This is a genomic window from Pseudomonas sp. FP2309, from assembly GCF_030687575.1.
Lineage (GTDB): Bacteria > Pseudomonadota > Gammaproteobacteria > Pseudomonadales > Pseudomonadaceae > Aquipseudomonas.
Genome location: NZ_CP117439.1, coordinates 191,109 through 209,645, shown reverse-complemented (window position 1 = coordinate 209,645; position 18,537 = coordinate 191,109). Strand labels below are relative to the sequence as shown.

Here is an 18,537-nt window from a genome sequence, read left to right as displayed (position 1 = left end):
TTTCAGCAATCAAGGAAATATCATGCATACCGGACAAATTCTTAAAGATGTACTCAACGCAGTACGTAGTAAAGAAGCCTTACCTTGGGTGCCGTATACAGCAAACGGCCGAACCAAGACCGATATCGTGCATCTGTATCAGGGGCCGGAAGTGGACGGTCCATCAGCGGCCTTGGTGCGCTATCAAGCGGGTGCCCGTACCCAACGTCACATCCATCCTGGCTACGAACTGATTTTCGTGCTTGACGGTGTACTCCACAACGACGCGGGTGCACACCCTGCCGGAACGCTTGAGGTATGCCCACCTAATAGCGAACATGCATTATGGAGTGATGAAGGCTGCACTTTCCTGGTGGTGTGGGAAAAGCCAGTGCAAGTCATTTCGCAGCAGCTGGCGCAGCAGTAATGGACGGCCTGAATAGTGCCTATAACGTCCATGCCACCCGAGGGGCATCGGTCGCAGCTGCCTCGTTCGGCAATGATTATGTGATGGAGCCCAAACGCGTCATCACTGCCAGCCAAGCGGCCGCCTTGGTACCCAGTAATTGCACAATCACCACTGGGGGATTCGGCAGCTGTGGTCATCCTGATCTGCTCACCGAAGCACTTGCCGCACGCTTTATTGCCACTGCACAGCCAACCGACCTGACATTGGTTTTTGCTGCGGGCCAAGGTGACAAAGCCAGCCGCGGCCTCAACCGACTAGCAATAAAAGGTTTACTGAAAAAAGTGGTGGGAGGCTACTGGGCGCTCGCGCCGTCTATAGGTCAGATGGCCTTGCGTGGAGAAATCGAAGCACACAACTGGCCACAAGGCGTAATAAGCCATCTGTTTCGCTCTATCGCTGGGGGAAAAAGTGGCGTTTTATCAGAAATTGGCTTGCACACGTTTATCGACCCTAGGCAGGAAGGCGGCAGAGTTGGCCCGGCTACAACTGAAGAGCTGATCTCGGTGGTAAACATCGGCGGCCGCGAAGAGCTGTTTTATCCGGCCATGCCCATCAATGTGGCATTTCTGCGCGGGAGCAGAGCCGATGTCGACGGCAATATCAGCATGGAAGATGAAGCCAACTTTCAGGACAGCCTCGCCCAAGCACAGGCGGTTCATAATTCCGGCGGGATCGTCATCGTCCAGGTTCTGGAACTGGTCGACCGTAACTCGCTTGACCCCCAGATGATCCGTATTCCCGGCATCTTCGTTGATTATCTCGTCTTGGCCACACCGGAAACACACTGGCAAACCTACGGCGAGGTGCGCAACAACACGTACACCGGACGCTCGCGTTCGGATACAGCAGTAACGCCTCTACCGCTGTCTGCGAAAAAAATTGTGGCGCGTCGAGCACTGTATGAAATAGCTCGCTACAACGCACCAATTGTTAATTTGGGCATTGGAACACCCGAGTTCATTGCAAGAGTTGCGAGCGAAGAGCGTTGCGCCGCCCATGTGCTCACCGTCGAATCAGGGGTTATCGGCGGGACGCCTGCCCATGGCCTGTCGTTTGGCGCATCGAGCAACCCTCAGGCGATCCTCGATCAAGCCAGCCAGTTTGATTTTTACGATGGCGGTGGAATCGATCTAGCATTCCTGGGTTTTGGCCAAGCCGACGGTAGCGGCAATGTCAACATCAGTCGCTTCGGGGGCAGGCTCAATGGTGTTGGCGGTTTTATCAACATTTCGCAAAGCGCCAAGCGAGTGGTGTTTTGCGGAACGTTCACTGCCGGTGGGCTCGAACTGGGGTTTGAGTCAGGACAGTTAACGATAAAGCGTGAAGGAGACATCGCTAAATTTATCGAAGCTGTTGAGCATATGAGCTTCAATGCCGCCCATGCTGAATCGCGCAACTGCCCAGTTCTATTCATCACCGAGCGAGCTGTTCTCGCTTTGAAAAATGGGCGTCTGGTACTTAAAGAAATTGCGCCAGGCGTAGATATCGAGCGCGATATTTTGGCTCGCAGCACGGCAGATATAATCGTCGCTGACCACGTGGACTTAATGCCTGCGTCGATTTTTCTCCATCAGCCCCTCTCTGTCACTGATAAACACTGGCGTTTTCGTGCCTGATTAATCATCTAATAATTTGACCTGCCCCTAGGGAGTACACGTTGTGGAAAACACACAGAAAAAAATAACCATTGCCATCGTTGGCGGCGGATCTGTCGGCGTCGCATACTTCACACAATTAATTAACGAAGCCGTTAGTCAGGGCCTTAGTCGCAACTTAGAAGTGCTGATCTTTGAGTCGCAGAAAACGTCTGGGCCTGGCTATGCGTATCAAGCCGACTTTGAGTGCAATCTGCTTAACACTCGAGCCGACGCCATGTCTGCGGTGGCAGATGACAAGCGTCATTTCATTCGCTGGCTGGATGAACATGGCGTTGACCAAGCAATCGATTTTCCAGAAACAATCATCGACGATCACGCGTTTTTACCACGCAGCCTATTCGGTAGATACCTCGCACATCAATATGAACAGGCCATGGCCCTAGCACGTGCCAATGGAATTAAAGTTACGCCAGTTATATCAACGGTCACGGATTTGATATCACTATCTGACAGACGCCCGTGCATCGATACCGAGAGTGGTGTGGCATATGTAGCCGATCGGGTTGTCCTCAGCATGGGAAATCTGCCATCCACCAGCTTTACTCAACTCAATGACATTGCTGGCTTTGTCCGTAACCCTTATCCAACCCGTGACATGGTACGTAATATACCGGCTACAGCTTCGGTATGTGTGTTAGGAACTGGGCTATCAGCCATTGACACCGTACTTTCACTAGTTGAAGCCGGGCACCAGGGGAAAATTGTAATGGCCTCGCGCAATGGCCGTCTGCCCAGTGTACGCGGGACCTTCAATCGCCCCCATACACTTACCCACTTGACCAGAGTACACATCGATGACTTTTGTCGTGCAAATGGTGGTCTGCTTAAGCTACATGACGTTTTTACGATGTTACGGCGTGAAATCGAAGAGGTTACAGGCGCCTCAATAGATCTGAAGCACATTATGAACTCAAATGCAGGGGTGTTGGAGTACATTAATTCCGAAATTGTGCAGGCAGACAACGCCGAACGACTTTGGCAGTCGGTAATTTATTCAACAAACTCTATTATTGATTATGTCTGGCATCGCCTATCACGCGATGACAAACACGTATTCCAGAAAACGTTCGGCAGCCTCTGGTCTTCTTACCGAGTCTCTGTGCCTGTCAAAAATGCGCATAAGTTACACGCCTTGCTAAAAGCCGATCGCATACTAGTACTCGGAGGCGTGAGTCAAGTTACTTACAATGAAGCCGCAAAAGTCTTCGAGACACGTATTGATGATCGCCGAAATGCCTTTCGGACAGTGATCGAAAGCGAATATGTAATTAACGCAACCGGCTACTCCGTCCAGGTGGAAAAGTCGGAGGTGCCTCTCGTCGTGAATTTGCTCCGTCGCAGACTTGCAGAACCTAACGAATTCGGTGGTTTTGAGTTGGACTTCGACACAGGGGAGCTGGTTGGTTCTGCCGGTAAGACTTGGCCCAATGTGTCGGTGCTTGGCAGCCTGGCCTCGGGCACGTATTTTTGGACTAATGCAATGGACGTCAACGTCAGACTAGCCCGGCGTCAGGTCAAAGACGCACTGCAATTATTGTTAGACCGTGTTCCTTATACATCCAAGCCTTTGGTACGCGCGCCTCGTCAGCGACCCGTGACTCGCAGAAATCGCACCGTCTCAATTTCGTCGAGCTCTAATACACCTTAGACACTACAGCTTGAAGCGGATTCGGGGGCGCTTTCTCTAGTATGCTGTCTCAAAATAAACATAACTGATTTGTGGTCAAATCTATCTAGTCCACATAAAAAATTTATGAAAATTAAAGCGATTTAACAATGAGACTGCACACTAGAGATATTTTGCAATATAGCCGTTCTCGTAAGCAAAGGAATCCCACGTGAAACAGTCATCGTTTTGGCGAACAGATATTGCGTAGGCGCCACACCCGATATCACCGCACTCGGGACAGATATAAAGGAGTATCCGACCGCTTTCTGTTTGAGCTGGCTCGCGTAATAGCAGACGAGAATTAGATTGTTTGTTTTGCTCCGGAAAGCCCTTGACGAAACAGCCCATGAAATCGGAATGATCACCCGCTGCCATAACGAGAGCATTGAGCAACGAACGTTCGTTTATCTGAAAATCGATGGAGAGTCGTTCGGCCACGGTGCAGCCATTTGAATCGCTTCCCGGACGATACAACCGTTGAAATGTGAGGGAGCGGGTGTCCATTCCTGCGAACCACTTTATGCACTGAATTGGTGTGGAATTACATACAACATCGTGGGTTGGTACAAGCCAAATTTCATCCGCCGACTGACCGCTTCTGGCCGGTTGCGGCCCTTCGCGACAGGCAGAAATCAGCCAAGAGTGTTAAAAAACGCTTCGCCAAAATTGAAGTGTCCGCGTCTACGTTAAATCTGAAATTTATCGGCACGTCTGCAGATTTGGATTTCGCGTAGAAACGCGATTTCCAGTCCGGTTTTGAGCACCTGATGTGCTCAAAAACGTTTTTACACAGCCTCGGCCAATAGCAGCCACACGTAAACGGCAGTCCCGCATTGAATCAGGTAACCGTCGATCAATCTCGCGGAGTCTGGATGGTCGAATTTCCAATGCTCGCGAGAAAAGTGCCGGTATCCCGATTAGAGCGCAGACAAACCACGCGGCAAGCTGGTGGCGCTGTTGCAACAAGTTGCTGCATCTTTTCTCGCGCTGATTTTTTCGTCCGCCACATGAATCTAAAAAACTCCGGCAGGTTCATCAGCAGTTCGGGGCAGTTCTCAGGCAACTCAGGCCGAGACTGACCGCGTTGGAACAGGGTTCTGCGCAGTACGCGCAAGAATCGAAGCGTCGCCGAACGATCAATCCATATCAAAAGATCTGCACGGGCCAGCCGGTTGTCCCAAGTGGCTGAATGGCCGCCTTCGAATATCCAACAATCTCGGGCCTCTACATCGAGACAAAGCTGTGTCTTCTCGTCCGCACTTCGCTCGATCCACCCTGGCTGCCAGTGAATAGTGTCGATATGAACGACCGGCAAACCTGAGCGAAGACCAAGCTCACGCGCCAAAGTGCTTTTGCCTGACCCAGGTTGACCAACAATCATCACCCGTTGCATCGAAGCTCCTTCTCGCTATGCAAGCTGATTTTTCGGGGGTGGCGGTTTTACCTCAAGACCTATCTCGGTCAACAACAAGCGGTCAGTATGACAGGCAGCTTCGATAACTGGCCGGTTCCAGCCCTTCACGAGAGACACCAATCGTCCCATACAAACGAAAAATCCATAGGCCTTTCGGCCTATGGATTTTTTGTGAGGCCCAGAGCAAAAACCGCCCAATCCCCCCTCCTACTCAGCCCCGCGCCGGCGACACAATAATCTTCACGTTGTGTTCCTTATTTCGAACCAACTCGTCAAACCCTTCCCCCACAATCTGCTCCAACTGAATGCGCCCGGTCACCAGCGGTGTGATGTCCAGCCGTCCATCCGCGATGAATGCGATGACGTCCGCGAATTCGCCGTTATAGGCCAATGCGCCGAGTACTTGTTTTTCGGTGGAGACCAGTTCGAAAAAGTTGAATTCACTGGGTTCTTCGAAGATGCCCACGAGGACGCATTTGCCGGCCTTGCGGATGAGGTCGATGGCAAACTTGGCGGTGTGTTTGTTGCCGATGCATTCAAAACTGACGTCCGCGCCGAGCCCGGCCGTGAGGCGGCGGACTTCGGCCAAGGCGTCGCATTGGTTGGGATCGAGCACGTGGGTGGCGCCCACTTCGAGGGCTTTGGCTTTGCGCGCGCTGGACATTTCCAGGGCGATCACCTGCGCTGCGCCCGCCGCTTTGGCGCACATGATGGTGCATAGGCCGATGGTGCCTGCGCCAACCACCACCACGTTTTGCCCGAGCAGGCTTCCGGCTTTTTTCACGGCGTGCATGCCCACTGCCAGCGGCTCGATGAGGGCTCCGGCTTCGGCCGGAAAGTTTGCCGGCAAGGCGTACAGCAGGTTGGCGGGCACGTTGACCAGTTCGGCGAAGGCGCCATTGTTCATCAGGCCGGTGAAGGCCAGGTTTTCGCAGATGTTGTACAGACCGTGGGTGCAGTAGTAGCACGTGCCGCAGTGCTGGCAGGCGTCGGCCGCCACCGGGTCGCCAACATTGAAGCCCTGCACACCGGCGCCGAGTTCGACGATCTCGCCACAAAACTCATGACCCAGGATGCACTGGCCCTTGATGCCGGTCAGCGGGTGCGGGGCGTCAACCGGGATGAACACCGGCCCGGCCACGTACTCATGCAGGTCAGACCCGCAGATGCCGCACCATTGCACGCGAATCTGCACCCAACCTGCCGGTGGCGAAACGGGCAGCGGTACGTCTTCAACGCGGATATCGTTACGGCCGTGCCAGACAGCGGCACGCATGCTGCGTTGCGAAGTAATCGGTAGGGTCATAGCGACGTCTCCTTGAGGCGGTTGGCACTGGCGCGCCGGGTGGGTTGCCAGAGCCAGAGCAAGGCCGGTGCCAGCTGGGCCAAACGGCCTGGACACGCCTTTTTTAGAGCGCTCCGATGCCACGCGCAGGCTGGCCCACATCGCGGTCGAATGAGACGCGCCAAGTCAGGTCGCACGCGCCCGCGACGAGACCGTGAGACGCTGCGTCTCAGTGCCAGCGCGCACCTGTATGACGTTTTGTCGGCCCATCTGTATCTAACGCTCGCCCCCGCGGCCGCCCTACCATCAGACACATCCAACCCGCGCAACAAAGCACCTACAAGGAGTTAACCCGTGCCCGAACTGTCGAGCCTGCTGGCGTATGGTCTGATTTCACTGGGAATGGTGCTCACGCCCGGCCCGAACATGATCTACCTGATTTCACGCTCGATCTGCCAGGGGCCGCTGGCCGGGTTGATTTCACTGGGCGGCGTGGCACTGGGTTTTGTGGTGTACATGCTGTGTGCCGCGCTGGGTATCACCGCTCTGTTGATGGCGGTGCCTTACGCATATGACGCGCTCAGGCTCGGCGGCGCGCTGTACCTGCTGTACCTGGCCTGGCAAGCGGTCAAACCGGGTGGGCGCTCTGCGTTCCACGTGCGCGATTTGCCCAAAGACGCCCCCCGCAAGTTGTTCATGATGGGCTTTGTGACCAACCTGTTGAATCCGAAAGTCGCGGTGATGTATCTGTCGTTGCTGCCGCAGTTCATCACCCCCACCGGACACGGCAGTGTGCTGATGCAATCGGTGGTGCTGGGGTTTACCCAGATCATGATCAGCGTGAGCGTCAACGCGGTGATCGCGATCATGGCGGGTTCCATCGCCACGTTCCTGGCGGCCAAGCCCGTATGGCAGTTGGTGCAGCGTTGGCTGATGGGCACGGTGCTGGCCGGTCTGGCCGTGCGTATGGCGCTGGATGCACGGCGTTGAACGCAACGGTTTATAAAATGGCCACGGGGGGGCAAGCCTGCGGCAGGGGGTAAAAAGCCCCAGGCGCACACGCCTGGGGCTTTTTTGCGGCTCACCGCTTACGCAACGCCTCCAACCGCGCCGGCAGGTCTTCGTCGGGGTAGCGCGCGTGCAGCGCAAGCAGTTTTTCATCCGCGGCCTTGCTTTGACCTGCTTCGCGCAGCCGCACAATCGCCTGCAATTCCGCCTCCAGCGAGGGCAATGCCAGTGGCGCGCGTTTGCTGAGTTTGGCGCTCGACTCGTCCGCCAAGGCCCCGGCGATTTCAGCCTGCACCGGCGCGCTTTCCGTCTGCGGCGCCTTGGGTGCGGCAGCCATTCTGGCCATCGGCGCGGGTGCCGGTGCGGAAAACGCCTGGGGAGCGGGTCGGGCGGCTTCTTCGCGCAAGGCGGAGAAGGTCGCGGTGGAGATTTCGGGTTGCGGCACCGGGGAGCGCATCACCACACCGATCATCAGCGCCACACCGGCCACGGTGGCGAATGCCATTTGCCAGCGCGGGCGCTGGCAGGCGTGCAGCCAGCGTTGCCACAGGTTCGGTTGCGGCGCCGGGGCTTCACGGCGGGCGGCGTTGAGGATGAAGGCGTCGAGGGACGCGGGCGGCTCGCCGGTGCTGTGTTGACGAAAATGCTGAAGCAGCAGGTCGTCGTTGTCTGGAGTAGGTCGAGCGTCGGTCATACGAGTATCTCCTCGGCCAGCAGGCGGCGCAGTTTCTGCTGGGCGTAACGCAGGCGGCTTTTGACGGTTTCCAGCGGGGCGCCGATGAGGGCAGCGATGTGCGGCACCTCGAGGTCGCCGTGCAGGCGCAGCAGGAAAACTTCGCGCTGGTCTTCGGGCAAGTCTTGCAGCGCCGCGTCGAGCCGGGCCTGATCGCGGCTCAGGCTCAGTTGCTGCTCGGGGCCGGCGCTGTCGTCGACCCTGGCGTGCAGTTGCTCATCGTAGCTGTCGTGCAAGGGCGTGTGGATGCCGTGCTTGCGCCAATGGTCGATCAGGCGGTTGCGGGCAATCTGGAACAGCCAGGTACGAAAACTCGCCCGGCCTTGTGGCTGGGTGCCGCTGCGGATCAGGCTGAGCCAGGTTTCCTGGTAGATTTCCTCGGCCAGTTCGGCCTTGTTGCTCAAGGACACGAGAAAACGGTACAGGCCCTGACGATGCCGTGCGTACAACACTTCGAACGCGGCGGCATCGCCGGTGCGGTAGCGGGCCAGCAGGGATTCATCGCTGGGTGGATCATCGGGTACGGCCATGTCAGGGGCTGACTCCTTGGTGAAGTTAAATCCGTTCAACATCAGTGTTTCAGGCCTTGAGCCAACTCCACCAGTTGCACAAACTCATTGCGCAAACCGAACGGGTCATCGCCTCGGGCCGAACGGGCAAGTGCCGCCGTGTCGTTCAAGCTCATGTTGCCAGTGTAGCGGCCATCGCCCTTGAGCTGTTGGGCGAAGGCGGCCACGGCGGCCGCGAACCGCAGGTCATCGCTGGCTTGGGTAGACACCTTGCCCACGGGCCGCTCGATCAAGCGGCTATCACCGCCCGCCGCAGGCTTATAGCGCACGCGGACCATCGCCAGTTCATCGGATTTGTTTTTAGCCGCAGGCACTGACGCGTAGCGCAACGGCTCCAGCCAGCCCTTCTCGCCCCTTGGCACAATTTCGTACAGCGCTGTCACCGTATGACCCGCACCGATGTCGCCGGCATCGACCTTGTCGTTGTTGAAATCCTCACGCTTCAACGCACGGTTTTCATAGCCCAGCAGCCGGTATTCGCTGACCTGCTCGGGGTTGAATTCCACCTGCAATTTCACGTCCCGCGCCACCACGGCCAGGGTGGAGCTGAGCTGATCCACCAGCACCTTGCGTGCCTCGCGCAGGGTGTCGATGTAGGCGTAGTTACCATCGCCAGCATCGGCCAGTTGTTCCATGAGGTGCTCGTTGTAGTTATCCACACCAAACCCGAGGGTGGTCAGCGATACGCCGCTTTTGCGTTGTTCGACGGCCATTTGCTTGAGGCTGTCGAAGTCGCTGATGCCCACATTGAAGTCGCCGTCGGTGGCCAGCAGGATGCGGTTGATGCCCTTGTCGATAAAGCCTTCGCGGGCCATCTGGTAGGCCAGTTGAATGCCGGAGGCACCTGCCGTTGAGCCGCCTGCGGTGAGTTGGTCGATGGCGTTGCGGATCCTGGCCTTGTCGCGGCCTGAGGTGGGCGGGAGCACCACACGGGATTCACCGGCGTACACCACCAATGAAACACGGTCCTGCTCGCGCAACTGATCCACCAGCAGCTTCAAGGTGCTCTGCACCAGCGGCAAGCCTTCGCGGCGATCCATGGAGCCGGACACGTCCACCAGAAACACCAGGTTGGCCGGCGCCAGCTGCTTCACCGCACGGTCGGACGCCTTGATGCCGATGCGCAGCAGTTGCGTGCGCGGGTTCCACGGTGTGGCCGCGACTTCGGTGGTTACGCCAAATGGCGAGCCGTCGGTGGGCAGTGCGTAGTCGTAGGGGAAGTAGTTGAGCATTTCCTCCAATCGCACAGCGCCTTCGGGTGGCAGGCTGCCCTGGTTGAGGAAACGTCTTACGTTGGCGTAACTGCCGGTGTCGACATCAATGCTGAAGGTGGAAACCGGCGTTTCGGCAACCCGATGCACCGGGTTGTCCGGCAGGTTGGCGTATTGCTCGCGAGGTACGCTGCGGTAGTCCATGGCCAGCGACTCCTGCATGCGCATCGGTGCCGGCATTGCCATGCGCTTGACCAACGCGCCCTGTACCGTGGCGTTCTGTCGCTCAGCGACCGGCGCGGGCTCGGCCGGTTCGGCCACCTCATGGGAAGACGACCCTCCACAGCCTGCCAGCGTGATCAGGAAGGTCATGGCGAAGCCGCAAGCTGCGGGACGTCGGTGCAGAAGAGGACGGGACATGGGTTAACCTCGTGCGTGAATGATCCACTCGCAAGGTCAGACGTAAGGCTTCTCGCATTCGGGTTAATGACCGGTCAACCCGGATAAATCCTGGCAGGTTGCGCCGCATCCCCCAGCGGATCGATGCCGCCCCAGCATCGGCGGGCTTGAGCGCTCAACTGACACCGCACGCAAAACAATAAACGCCCATTTCAAGCGCCCGCAACCCGGCCAAAACAATCTTATGCGGACACATATCGACCTTTGAACACTCGCCCGCGCACTGGCAGTTTTGCACTCGGCAAAACGGAGTTTGCGCGCTTGATGACGTAAGGAAAGGTGCATACAACACAGCGGAAACGACTACCGTGAGAATACAGTTCACAACGCCTTTTCAACTCTATACGCAAAGCCCTCAACCGGCCCGACGCCCCTCCCGCCAGTCCTTCCTGAGGGCGATTTTCCGGCCATTTCTACAGCCGTTCATGCCGCACCGTTACGTACGCCAGGTTCAGCACCAGTACGTGCATCAAAACCGCCGCTCGGACCCGCCACCGACGGACACTCGCAACGACGCGAACGGCAACTACGATGCGACGCTGCGCGCGAACGACCCTCATATCGCCAGGATCAACAAGCAATCCTTCGACAAGCAGCGAGCCATCGAGCAACTGACACAGGGCGCCGGCCAGTGGCAGGACTGGAACCGAAACGGCACGACGGAAATTGCCTACACGTTCAAGCAGGGGCCCGGAGCCTTCAACGACGCTCAAAAACACGAGGCCCGGCGCGCCATCCAGTCCTGGGGCGATGTCGCCAACCTGGCCTTCACCGAGAACGGCAGCCACAAGGAGGGAAAACTGTCCTTCCAGATCTCCAACAACGAAACCACCGCCACAGGCTTCTATCCCGGCCCGCACGCCATCAGCGGCGACACCCGTTACAACCCCAACTACGTGACCCGCCCGACCATCGCCCACGAAATCGGCCACACCCTGGGCCTGACCCATCCAGGCCGTTACGACAGAACAGCGTCCGAGGGGCAACGGGTTTACGCACAGGACTCCAAAGCCCATACCGTCATGAGTTATTTCGACGCACGGGACAGCGGCAAACGGCTGGAGGGACGGCCAAAAGCACCGATGATGGATGACATCAGCGCCGTTCAACAACTGTACGGCGCCAATCACCAAACCCGTCGGGGCAACACCACCTACGGCTTCAATTCCAACAGCGGCAGGGATTACTACTCCCTCGCGCACCCGCGTGAAGCCGCCGCCTTCTGCATTTGGGACGGCGGCGGCAATGACACCCTGGACGTTTCGGGCTACAGCAACAACCAGGTCATCAACCTCAAGGCCGGCTCATTTTCCGACGTGGGCGGCTTGCTGGGGAATGTCTCGATTGCCCGCGGTTGCAGCATCGAAAATGCCATTGGCGGCGCGGGCCACGACGCACTCATCGGTAACGATGCCAACAACCGGCTCACCGGTGGGCGAGGCGGTGATCGGTTGCGCGGGGGTGGGGGTGCCGACACGTTCGTCTATCACCATGCCAGCGACTCCACGCTTGAAGCGCCGGATGAAATCATGGACTTCACCAGCGGGCTCGACAAAATAGACGTGTCGGGCGCGCTGAGAAACGCCGGGCTGTCTGCACTGTTTGTCGTCAACAACTGGAGTGGCAAAGCCGGCGAAATGCGCCTGACCTATGATGAAAAAAGCGCCACGGGCACGGTGTCCATCGACCTGACCGGCGATGGAAAACCCGATCTGCTGATCAAGACCCATGGGCAGGTCAAACCCCAGGACATCCTCCCCGCGCCTACCCTGGCGCCCACACCGCCACAGGCGGGCGCCGTCACAGCCAGGCCGCCCGTGGTCTTCAACAGGGCGAGTGAGTCAACGCTTGCCAATGCGCGCCTGCTCACGGACTTCGCCAGCGGCACCGACAAGCTTGATCTGCGCGCAATCGAAAAAGAAGCCAACACGCGCCTGACCCTCGTGACGCAATTCACCGGGCGCATTGGCGAGACCCTCGTGAGTTACAACCCGAACAGCCGTCGCTACTTCGTCGCCGTCGACCTGAGCGGCAACGGCAGCACGGACTTCCTGGTTAAAAGCACGCACCTGATCAAGCCCAAGGACATCCTGGTGAACCCCTAAGGCCAAGCCTTTGCCGACCGGAGGACGGCCAGCAAAGGTTTTTTTTAGGCTCAGTCGGTGCCGTACTTGGGGTTACGCGGCCCGTACAAAATCCCCGCGCGTTGCCCCGGTGACAGCAGGCGTGCGCTGGTGATCCCGGCAATCGGGTGCGCGGCGTCGGTGGAGCTGTTGATCACCTGCTTGACCGCTGCGGTGATCAGCATGCCGACCAGGCCGCCGCCGTTGTTGTTGCCCTCTTCGCTGGAAGCCCGCGCCGAGCCGGTCCACAGGGTGGTGCCGGTGCGCAGGTCCACCAGTTTGGCCGAAGCGGTCACAGCGGTGTCGCTGGCGATCAGCATGTACTTGGTGCCGTACTCGCTGACGGTGATGTACAGCGCCGCATCCGCACCAAAGATGTCATGCAGCTTGGCCGGCGGCACGCCCTGGATATCGTTGGCAGTGGTCAGGCCGTTCTGGCGGAAGGTTTCGTCCACCAGGGCGATCGGCAACACGTAGTAGCCGGCTTCGGCCAGCGGGTAAGTGACCTGCGAGACCAGGCTGTAGGAGGCCTGCACTTCCGGAGATTCGTTGATCGGTGGCAGCACCAGGATCGACTTCGGTCGTGCCTGTTTGTACGCCGTGTAATCAATGGTCTTGGGGGCTGCGCAACCGCCGAGCAAGGCCAGGGCCAGCAGGGCGCCGGTGAGTTTCAACAGGCTCATTTGGCGGCCACTCCGGTCTTGGCGTTTTTCAGCAGAAAGTCCATGTACGACGCGGACTCGGGGAACAGTGCTTTCTCGGTGCGAAATTCCTGCACCATTTGGTCATCCTTACCCATGCTCAGGTACAGCATGCCCAGGTGGGCGTGGTAACCCGGCGGCGCCTTGCGGCCACTGGCGTTGATCTTCTGCAGATCGCGCTCCAGTGCCTCGACCTGCGCTTCCTTGGGCTCGCCTTTGAAGTACTCGTAAACCTGTGGCTGGTAGCTTTCCCATTGATACAGGGGCTGGGGCGCCGTCTGGCACCCGGTAACCAGCGCGATTGCTGTCAGCGTCAGCGCTAACTTCACTGCCTTGCTCATCCTTGTACTGCTCCTTGAGAGGTTGCTGATCAGTTGCGCGGGTTCCAGGCGCCGGCGTTGATGCCGTCGACCAGGCGGTTGATCGCTTCGCGCATGGCCAGGTCGAGGACCTTGCCATTGAGGGTGGAGTCGTAGCTGGCGGTGCCGCCGAAGCCGACCACTTCACGGTTGGACAGCGCGTACTCACCGGCGCCCTGGGTGGAATACACCACTTCGGAGGTGCTGATGTTGACGATGTTCAACGCGACTTTGGCGTAGGCCACTTGGGTCTTGCCACGGCCGAGAATGCCGAACAACTGGCGGTCGCCGGTTTCTTTACGGCCGAATTCGGTCACGTCGCCAGTCACCACGTAGTCGGCTCCCTTGAGCTTCTGCGCGGTGCCTTTGATCGCGGCTTCCTGGGAGATTTCGCCCATGTTGTCGCGGTCCAGCACGCTGAAGCGGTGGGTCTGCTGCAGGTGGGTGATGAGGATGGTCTTGGCCTGGCCGCCGAGGCGGTCAACGCCGTCGGAGAAGATGCCGCGCATGTAGCTGGAGCGGTTGTCGAACTTGCCCACGGCGATTGGCACGCGCACGCCGGAGTAGGCGACGCTGGCGCTGGCGACTTGCTCCACCGGCATGGCGCGGTTGCTCTCCGTGGCGCAACCGGTCACGGTCAGCAGTGCTGCGGCGGTGAGGCCGGACAGCAGGATTTTGGACAGTGTTTTCAAGAAGTGCTCCTAAATGGGGGGAATCGGGTATAGCCGCTGACGCTAGCGAGACGGCATATCGCGCAAGTCGTCGACGATGTAGTCGCTTAGCCCGCTAGTGAAATACCGCTCGACACTGGCGTTACCGGTGTTGGTTATAACGCCGCCAAGGGTCCTCCATTGTTGCGGCTGGCCTCGCCAGTTGCTGGGCTCAAGGCTGGGGCGGTTCTGGGCGAAGTGCAGCACCTCGGCACCGGCTTTCTTGACCTTGACCTTGTAGCCAAAGTCGATGCTTTGCAGGATGGTGCCGTCGTCAATCAACAGGTTCGAAAACCCACCATTGGAGTCGATGATATGGCGCACATAAACGATGTCGACATCCAGCAAATAATCGGCGCTGTCTTTACTGGTTGCGTAACGCTTGGCCTTGAGCAAGCGATTTACCAGATCGACGCCGAGCTCCTGGCGAACTTTGTCATCCGACATGAAGTGCTTACTCTCGCCCTTCACCTCAACGTTGAAGGTGTCGAGCCAGTAAGTGGCAGTCTTGGGAATAGTCACCGGTGCCGGGGAAATGTAGTAATCCGGCTTGGAGGCGCAGCCCGCCAGTAGGCAGAGGCAGAGGAACACGGCGAACGCGCGCATGTGTGAATTCATCCCTGAAAAGTATCGTGCTTTAAACAATCGCGGCATTTTACGGGGTTGAGAGCGGTTCTCAAGGTGTTTCGTCGGTTGGCGTGCGTTGGCGCACATTCCCTGAAGTGATGGCCGTACAGGTCGATGGGGCTTGCTCCCGTTGGACCGCGTAGCGGTCCCAGCCGTTTTTCAAACACAAAGAGCTAGGGGGCCGCTGCGCAGCCAGCCTGCTCAGGCATTGATCACGATCGTCCTGGCCAACATATCGTCCAGGCGACGACGCAGCCCGAATAGCACCAAAAATGTGAGCACCAAGCGCCCGGCCTCAGGGCCGAGCGCCGGCAATCGGCGCAGGCCGGGATTACTTGATCAGGTCCGGTCGAGTGGTCTTGAGCATCGCTGCGCTTACCGCACCCTGAACCGAACAGGTGATCATGCCCTTGCTGGTCTTGGCCAGGTCAGTGGGTGCGGGCTCGACCATTAGGATGCGTTCGGCCGTATCGGTGACCAGCTTGCCCGCATTGTCATCGCCGCCTTCCGGCACCCAGGCTGATTGCTTGTGCGACCAGATCTGCGCACGCGCGTAGATACCGTTGGCTTTCTCCAACGCCGTACCCTGTACTTTGCTCAGTTGTGCGTAAAGCGCGTCGGGCGCCTGCTCGGTGTAGAAACCCCAGTTGATGATGCGAGAGCCCATCAGGTCCTGGTCTTCGGCGAAAAAGCCGGTCAAGGTCATACCGTCAAGCGTCAGTGGCGTATCGAACATCCAACGCTGGCCCATATCGGATTTTGTGCCACCGCTGAGCGTGATCTTGCCGTTCTCCAGCTTATGGGCGACACGTTCATTGAGCCCTGGCTGGCTTACCACCGCCAGGGAGTTCTGGTCGCAGGCGAAAAAGTTGTCCAGCTTGGGCGTTGCCGCATACGTGCTGAGGGAGGTGATAAGCGCGGCGAAGGGAATTACCAGATGATGCAGTTTCATTGAACAGTTCCTTTGCTGAAACAATGTGGAAGGTTGCGGGCAGCACTTTAATTCAAACCGAGCTTGAGCGACCACTCGGCCGCCCAGGAATGCTGGCCGGCCTGCAATAGCGGCTCGGCAGAAAGGCGGTATCTGCTGAATGCAGTCACTGCGGCCTGGTCTACCTCATACCCAAGCGTCAGCAGCGGGGCCTGAGCGCAGAGACGCTAAAGGCCCTCAGCATTAACGCACTTGCGAGCTTATTTGAGTTCTTTGACCAGATACCCACTGGAAATCTGCGTAATACCCGTAAGGGCGCGGCGCAATGCCTCGGGGTCGGTGCGGTAGGTGAGCGGCGTGTAGCCGTACACATTCTGACCATTGAACGGCGTGATCGTCTCCGCTGTGCGCCAGAGCATCTCGTCGCCGCGGTCCATGCGCGCCACCACAGTGAGGGTCGGATACACCACGCTGCTGAAACCCTGGGTCAGGCGAAAGCCCCACTCGCCTACCGTGAGTTCAATCTGCGCATCGGCCGGTTCATCGTCACCCACGACCTTGAGGGATGAGGTTTTGACCAAGGCGTCGACAAAGGCCTGCTTGAGCAACACGCCCAAGTCGATATGTTCGGCATCCATCACCGTGAGGATCGCCGCTGGCGTCGACATCTCGGCCAGTTGCCCCACCTTAAGGCCCGCGGCAAACCCCGCGCCGCTCAACGCCGCCGTGCCCAGCCTGGACGCGCCGCTGGCCATGCCGACGCCTGCACCCAGCCCGGCACCCAGCGCCGCGCCCCAGGCTTGTTCACGGCCCATGTAGACCATGTTTTTTTGCCATTTTACGGGCAGCACTTTGACCGTTTTGACCTGTGCACGGTGCTCGGGCGTCAGGGGCTGGCTGACGCAACCGCCGAGAATGAGGGTGGTGAGGAGGATGAAGAGGAGGTTTTTCACATCAGTCCTTCAATGTTTGCAGTTGAACAGCGACTGCTGGCAGAGCCTCGGGCCCGGCCGGCAACCAACGCGTTAACTCATTTGCTTTCTTTGGCAATGGTGCCCAAGGACGCATCCTTGACCAGATAACGGCCTTCCAGATCGCTCAGTACTTTGAGGCTGTTGCGCGCCACGGCGAAGCCCATTTCGACTTCCTGCTTGAGGTAAACCACTTCACCCGCCTTGACGTCGATTGGCATGTCCGCCCAGTTTTCAGCCTTGGAACTGATCACGTGCTTGCCAGGCGTCACGAAAAAGTAGATGTACTGGTTACCGCGGTTGTAACCCATCTCCGAGTCAGCTTCCTTGTCATCCAGGAACACGTTGAACCGTACCAGCATCCCAACATTGCTAGGGCGTACGACGTACACCAGGCCCTTATCGGCCACAGCAGCCTTGGGCAGCGAATAGCTCGCCACGTCAGCCTGCATCTTCTCCACAGACGGTGTCGAAGAACAGCCAAACAGCGTGGCCAGGGACAGGACGACAGCGGCTTTGCAGAACAACTTGATCATGTATTTCTTCCTTGTGGGTAGCGGTGGGGCGGTTTCGAAAACGCCGGCGAAAGCCGGTTCAGATTTTTGATGCGTCTGGGAATCGCCAGTGTGTCGGCAGTGGATGGCATTACATGAGGCATTGTGCCACTACTCTGCTGCCTTGCGCGATTTTGGGTGAGGGGCTTATAGTCCGGCCGTCGTCCAAATGGCGATCAGGTTTGGCGACCTGACAACAGAGTGCAAAAGCAATCCGCTTTAATGCAGGTGTTTTTGCACCCGTAAAGCCGTGCCTTTTATGGCGGCTGTGCGCGGGAGACCTACGGGTCTGCCGGTTTACTCTGTTGCCGGTTCGCCAACCTGCGTACAGCTGCCACCCATTCGTTTGGCGACGATTGAGTGGTGGCCTCAACCACTTAACAGAGTGCCAATTATGAACCGTTACATGCCCCTGACCGGCCACGACTGCACCGTCCCCGCCCTGCTCATCGACACCCAGGCGCCCCTCGACGTCCTCCACGACGCCGCCGTGCACCGCATCCAAGCCGTCACCCAATTGCTGGAAAACCTGGCCTTCCGCGATCAACTCAGCAGCGACGCTGTGGTGCTGCAGGACTTCGCCCATCTGCTGGCGATTCCGCTGCGTGACGGCTGCGATTTGTTGGATGTGATCAGTCGCAGGCTGAACGCCAACCCGTCCTGAGTTAAACCGGGCGGCCCGTCCAGGCCGCCCTGCTCAGGTATTGATGACGATCGTCCTGGCCAACATATCGCCCAGGCGACGACGCAGGCCGAACAGTACAAAAAGACCGTCCAGCACACTGAACACCATCTTCGGAACATTGCGCAGGAACGACTGGAACAACGTGCAGTTCGTGGGGTACGGGTAACCCACCACGGCCGTGCGGCACACCCGCTTGCCCAGGCTCTGGCCATTGGGCAAGGCATCGCAAAACAAGTAGTACCCGAAGGCCAGAAATAACAGCACATAGTGGAGGCCATTTAAAAACATCGGGCCTGTCACCGAGTGCAAATACACATAGGCGTAGTTCAGGTTGCGGCTCAAAAACAGCAAGAAAAACACCACGGATATATCGATGAAATAGCTGAACAGCCGCCTGAACGGGCTGGCAAGGTCCCAGTTTT

General features: G+C 58.2%; 20 protein-coding genes. 6 read left to right on the top strand and 14 right to left on the bottom strand.

Annotated features, from left to right (window positions below; translation table 11 throughout):
* The first annotated feature begins 22 nt into the window (after window positions 1–22).
* From PSH59_RS00915 to PSH59_RS00905, 3 genes are read left to right on the top strand one after another with little or no spacing between them, the layout of a single operon-like run.
* On the top strand, window positions 23–406 hold the full coding sequence (locus PSH59_RS00915; RefSeq protein WP_305394075.1) for a cupin domain-containing protein: 384 nt from the start codon (window positions 23–25) through the stop codon (window positions 404–406).
* Entirely contained in the window at window positions 406–2,064 is a 1,659-nt protein-coding gene (locus tag PSH59_RS00910; RefSeq protein WP_305394074.1) for an acyl CoA:acetate/3-ketoacid CoA transferase, read from the top strand. Before PSH59_RS00915 ends, PSH59_RS00910 begins: the two co-directional genes overlap by 1 nt.
* A gap of 43 nt (window positions 2,065–2,107) precedes the next feature.
* Window positions 2,108–3,754: an FAD/NAD(P)-binding protein gene (locus PSH59_RS00905; RefSeq protein ID WP_305394073.1), complete on the top strand. Its 1,647-nt coding sequence runs from the start codon at window positions 2,108–2,110 to the stop codon at window positions 3,752–3,754.
* A gap of 141 nt (window positions 3,755–3,895) precedes the next feature.
* Here the strand turns inward: PSH59_RS00905 and PSH59_RS00900 are convergent, their stop codons facing one another.
* The 3 genes from PSH59_RS00900 to PSH59_RS00890 form a co-directional block, all read right to left on the bottom strand.
* Window positions 3,896–4,279 carry a hypothetical protein gene (locus PSH59_RS00900; protein ID WP_305394072.1) on the bottom strand — a complete coding sequence of 128 codons (384 nt, stop codon included), beginning with the start codon at window positions 4,277–4,279 and terminating at the stop codon, window positions 3,896–3,898.
* A 349-nt stretch (window positions 4,280–4,628) separates the two neighbouring features.
* Window positions 4,629–5,168, bottom strand: coding sequence for an AAA family ATPase (locus PSH59_RS00895; protein ID WP_305394071.1), 540 nt, complete (start codon window positions 5,166–5,168; stop codon window positions 4,629–4,631).
* Between the two features lie 232 nt (window positions 5,169–5,400).
* The gene (locus PSH59_RS00890) at window positions 5,401–6,465 is read right to left on the bottom strand and encodes a 2,3-butanediol dehydrogenase (RefSeq protein WP_248083178.1); all 1,065 of its coding nucleotides are present in this window, start codon (window positions 6,463–6,465) and stop codon (window positions 5,401–5,403) included.
* Between the two features lie 363 nt (window positions 6,466–6,828).
* Here PSH59_RS00890 and PSH59_RS00885 point away from each other — a divergent pair, with 363 nt between their 5' ends.
* Window positions 6,829–7,464 carry a LysE family translocator gene (locus tag PSH59_RS00885; RefSeq protein WP_305394070.1) on the top strand — a complete coding sequence of 212 codons (636 nt, stop codon included), beginning with the start codon at window positions 6,829–6,831 and terminating at the stop codon, window positions 7,462–7,464.
* A 91-nt stretch (window positions 7,465–7,555) separates the two neighbouring features.
* On the opposite strand, the gene PSH59_RS00880 is transcribed toward PSH59_RS00885, so the two are convergent.
* The 3 genes from PSH59_RS00880 to PSH59_RS00870 are packed head-to-tail and all read right to left on the bottom strand — an operon-like array spanning window position 7,556 to window position 10,415.
* Window positions 7,556–8,176 carry a hypothetical protein gene (locus PSH59_RS00880; protein ID WP_305394069.1) on the bottom strand — a complete coding sequence of 207 codons (621 nt, stop codon included), beginning with the start codon at window positions 8,174–8,176 and terminating at the stop codon, window positions 7,556–7,558.
* A complete protein-coding gene (locus PSH59_RS00875; RefSeq protein ID WP_248082877.1) occupies window positions 8,173–8,745 on the bottom strand; it encodes an RNA polymerase sigma factor in 573 nt (190 codons plus the stop codon). The genes PSH59_RS00880 and PSH59_RS00875 overlap by 4 nt, the downstream gene beginning before the upstream one ends.
* Window positions 8,746–8,786: 41 nt before the next feature.
* On the bottom strand, window positions 8,787–10,415 hold the full coding sequence (locus PSH59_RS00870; protein WP_305394068.1) for a VWA domain-containing protein: 1,629 nt from the start codon (window positions 10,413–10,415) through the stop codon (window positions 8,787–8,789).
* Between the two features lie 464 nt (window positions 10,416–10,879).
* Here PSH59_RS00870 and PSH59_RS00865 point away from each other — a divergent pair, with 464 nt between their 5' ends.
* Window positions 10,880–12,559, top strand: a complete 1,680-nt coding sequence (locus tag PSH59_RS00865; protein ID WP_305394067.1) for a M10 family metallopeptidase C-terminal domain-containing protein — start codon at window positions 10,880–10,882, stop codon at window positions 12,557–12,559.
* 50 nt (window positions 12,560–12,609) lie between these two features.
* On the opposite strand, the gene PSH59_RS00860 is transcribed toward PSH59_RS00865, so the two are convergent.
* The 7 genes from PSH59_RS00860 to PSH59_RS00830 all read right to left on the bottom strand — a co-directional run bounded on the left by PSH59_RS00860 (window position 12,610) and on the right by PSH59_RS00830 (window position 17,328).
* Window positions 12,610–13,260 carry a DUF799 domain-containing protein gene (locus PSH59_RS00860; protein WP_248082871.1) on the bottom strand — a complete coding sequence of 217 codons (651 nt, stop codon included), beginning with the start codon at window positions 13,258–13,260 and terminating at the stop codon, window positions 12,610–12,612.
* Window positions 13,257–13,619: a DUF4810 domain-containing protein gene (locus tag PSH59_RS00855; RefSeq protein ID WP_248082869.1), complete on the bottom strand. Its 363-nt coding sequence runs from the start codon at window positions 13,617–13,619 to the stop codon at window positions 13,257–13,259. The genes PSH59_RS00860 and PSH59_RS00855 overlap by 4 nt, the downstream gene beginning before the upstream one ends.
* Before the next feature lie 29 nt (window positions 13,620–13,648).
* Window positions 13,649–14,329 (bottom strand): CsgG/HfaB family protein, encoded by a 681-nt coding sequence (locus PSH59_RS00850; RefSeq protein WP_305394066.1) that lies wholly within the window; start codon window positions 14,327–14,329, stop codon window positions 13,649–13,651.
* 42 nt (window positions 14,330–14,371) lie between these two features.
* Complete coding sequence (locus tag PSH59_RS00845; RefSeq protein ID WP_305394065.1) at window positions 14,372–14,953, bottom strand: hypothetical protein; 582 nt, start codon at window positions 14,951–14,953, stop codon at window positions 14,372–14,374.
* Between the two features lie 352 nt (window positions 14,954–15,305).
* Complete coding sequence (locus PSH59_RS00840) at window positions 15,306–15,926, bottom strand: hypothetical protein (protein WP_305394064.1); 621 nt, start codon at window positions 15,924–15,926, stop codon at window positions 15,306–15,308.
* A gap of 239 nt (window positions 15,927–16,165) precedes the next feature.
* Window positions 16,166–16,858, bottom strand: a complete 693-nt coding sequence (locus tag PSH59_RS00835; protein ID WP_305394063.1) for a hypothetical protein — start codon at window positions 16,856–16,858, stop codon at window positions 16,166–16,168.
* 77 nt (window positions 16,859–16,935) lie between these two features.
* On the bottom strand, window positions 16,936–17,328 hold the full coding sequence (locus PSH59_RS00830) for a DUF2846 domain-containing protein (protein ID WP_305395259.1): 393 nt from the start codon (window positions 17,326–17,328) through the stop codon (window positions 16,936–16,938).
* Between the two features lie 508 nt (window positions 17,329–17,836).
* On the opposite strand from PSH59_RS00830, the gene PSH59_RS00825 reads away from it, so the two are divergent.
* The gene (locus PSH59_RS00825) at window positions 17,837–18,094 is read left to right on the top strand and encodes a hypothetical protein (RefSeq protein WP_145336111.1); all 258 of its coding nucleotides are present in this window, start codon (window positions 17,837–17,839) and stop codon (window positions 18,092–18,094) included.
* Between the two features lie 33 nt (window positions 18,095–18,127).
* Here the strand turns inward: PSH59_RS00825 and PSH59_RS00820 are convergent, their stop codons facing one another.
* On the bottom strand, window positions 18,128–18,466 hold the full coding sequence (locus PSH59_RS00820) for an RDD family protein (protein WP_305394062.1): 339 nt from the start codon (window positions 18,464–18,466) through the stop codon (window positions 18,128–18,130).
* Window positions 18,467–18,537 lie beyond the last annotated feature (71 nt).

What these genes read in the sequence shown, in the direction of transcription:
- PSH59_RS00890 (WP_248083178.1), bottom strand. Translation starts at nt 6,465, where the DNA reads ATGCGTGCCGCTGTCTGGCACGGCCGTAACGATATCCGCGTTGAAGAC.
- PSH59_RS00915 (WP_305394075.1), top strand. Translation starts at nt 23, where the DNA reads ATGCATACCGGACAAATTCTTAAAGATGTACTCAACGCAGTACGTAGT.
- PSH59_RS00845 (WP_305394065.1), bottom strand. Translation starts at nt 14,953, where the DNA reads ATGCGCGCGTTCGCCGTGTTCCTCTGCCTCTGCCTACTGGCGGGCTGC.
- PSH59_RS00875 (WP_248082877.1), bottom strand. Translation starts at nt 8,745, where the DNA reads ATGGCCGTACCCGATGATCCACCCAGCGATGAATCCCTGCTGGCCCGC.
- PSH59_RS00880 (WP_305394069.1), bottom strand. Translation starts at nt 8,176, where the DNA reads ATGACCGACGCTCGACCTACTCCAGACAACGACGACCTGCTGCTTCAG.
- PSH59_RS00870 (WP_305394068.1), bottom strand. Translation starts at nt 10,415, where the DNA reads ATGTCCCGTCCTCTTCTGCACCGACGTCCCGCAGCTTGCGGCTTCGCC.
- PSH59_RS00860 (WP_248082871.1), bottom strand. Translation starts at nt 13,260, where the DNA reads ATGAGCCTGTTGAAACTCACCGGCGCCCTGCTGGCCCTGGCCTTGCTC.
- PSH59_RS00830 (WP_305395259.1), bottom strand. Translation starts at nt 17,328, where the DNA reads ATGCAGGCTGACGTGGCGAGCTATTCGCTGCCCAAGGCTGCTGTGGCC.
- PSH59_RS00825 (WP_145336111.1), top strand. Translation starts at nt 17,837, where the DNA reads ATGCCCCTGACCGGCCACGACTGCACCGTCCCCGCCCTGCTCATCGAC.
- PSH59_RS00865 (WP_305394067.1), top strand. Translation starts at nt 10,880, where the DNA reads ATGCCGCACCGTTACGTACGCCAGGTTCAGCACCAGTACGTGCATCAA.
- PSH59_RS00840 (WP_305394064.1), bottom strand. Translation starts at nt 15,926, where the DNA reads ATGAAACTGCATCATCTGGTAATTCCCTTCGCCGCGCTTATCACCTCC.
- PSH59_RS00855 (WP_248082869.1), bottom strand. Translation starts at nt 13,619, where the DNA reads ATGAGCAAGGCAGTGAAGTTAGCGCTGACGCTGACAGCAATCGCGCTG.
- PSH59_RS00895 (WP_305394071.1), bottom strand. Translation starts at nt 5,168, where the DNA reads ATGCAACGGGTGATGATTGTTGGTCAACCTGGGTCAGGCAAAAGCACT.
- PSH59_RS00910 (WP_305394074.1), top strand. Translation starts at nt 406, where the DNA reads ATGGACGGCCTGAATAGTGCCTATAACGTCCATGCCACCCGAGGGGCA.
- PSH59_RS00900 (WP_305394072.1), bottom strand. Translation starts at nt 4,279, where the DNA reads ATGGACACCCGCTCCCTCACATTTCAACGGTTGTATCGTCCGGGAAGC.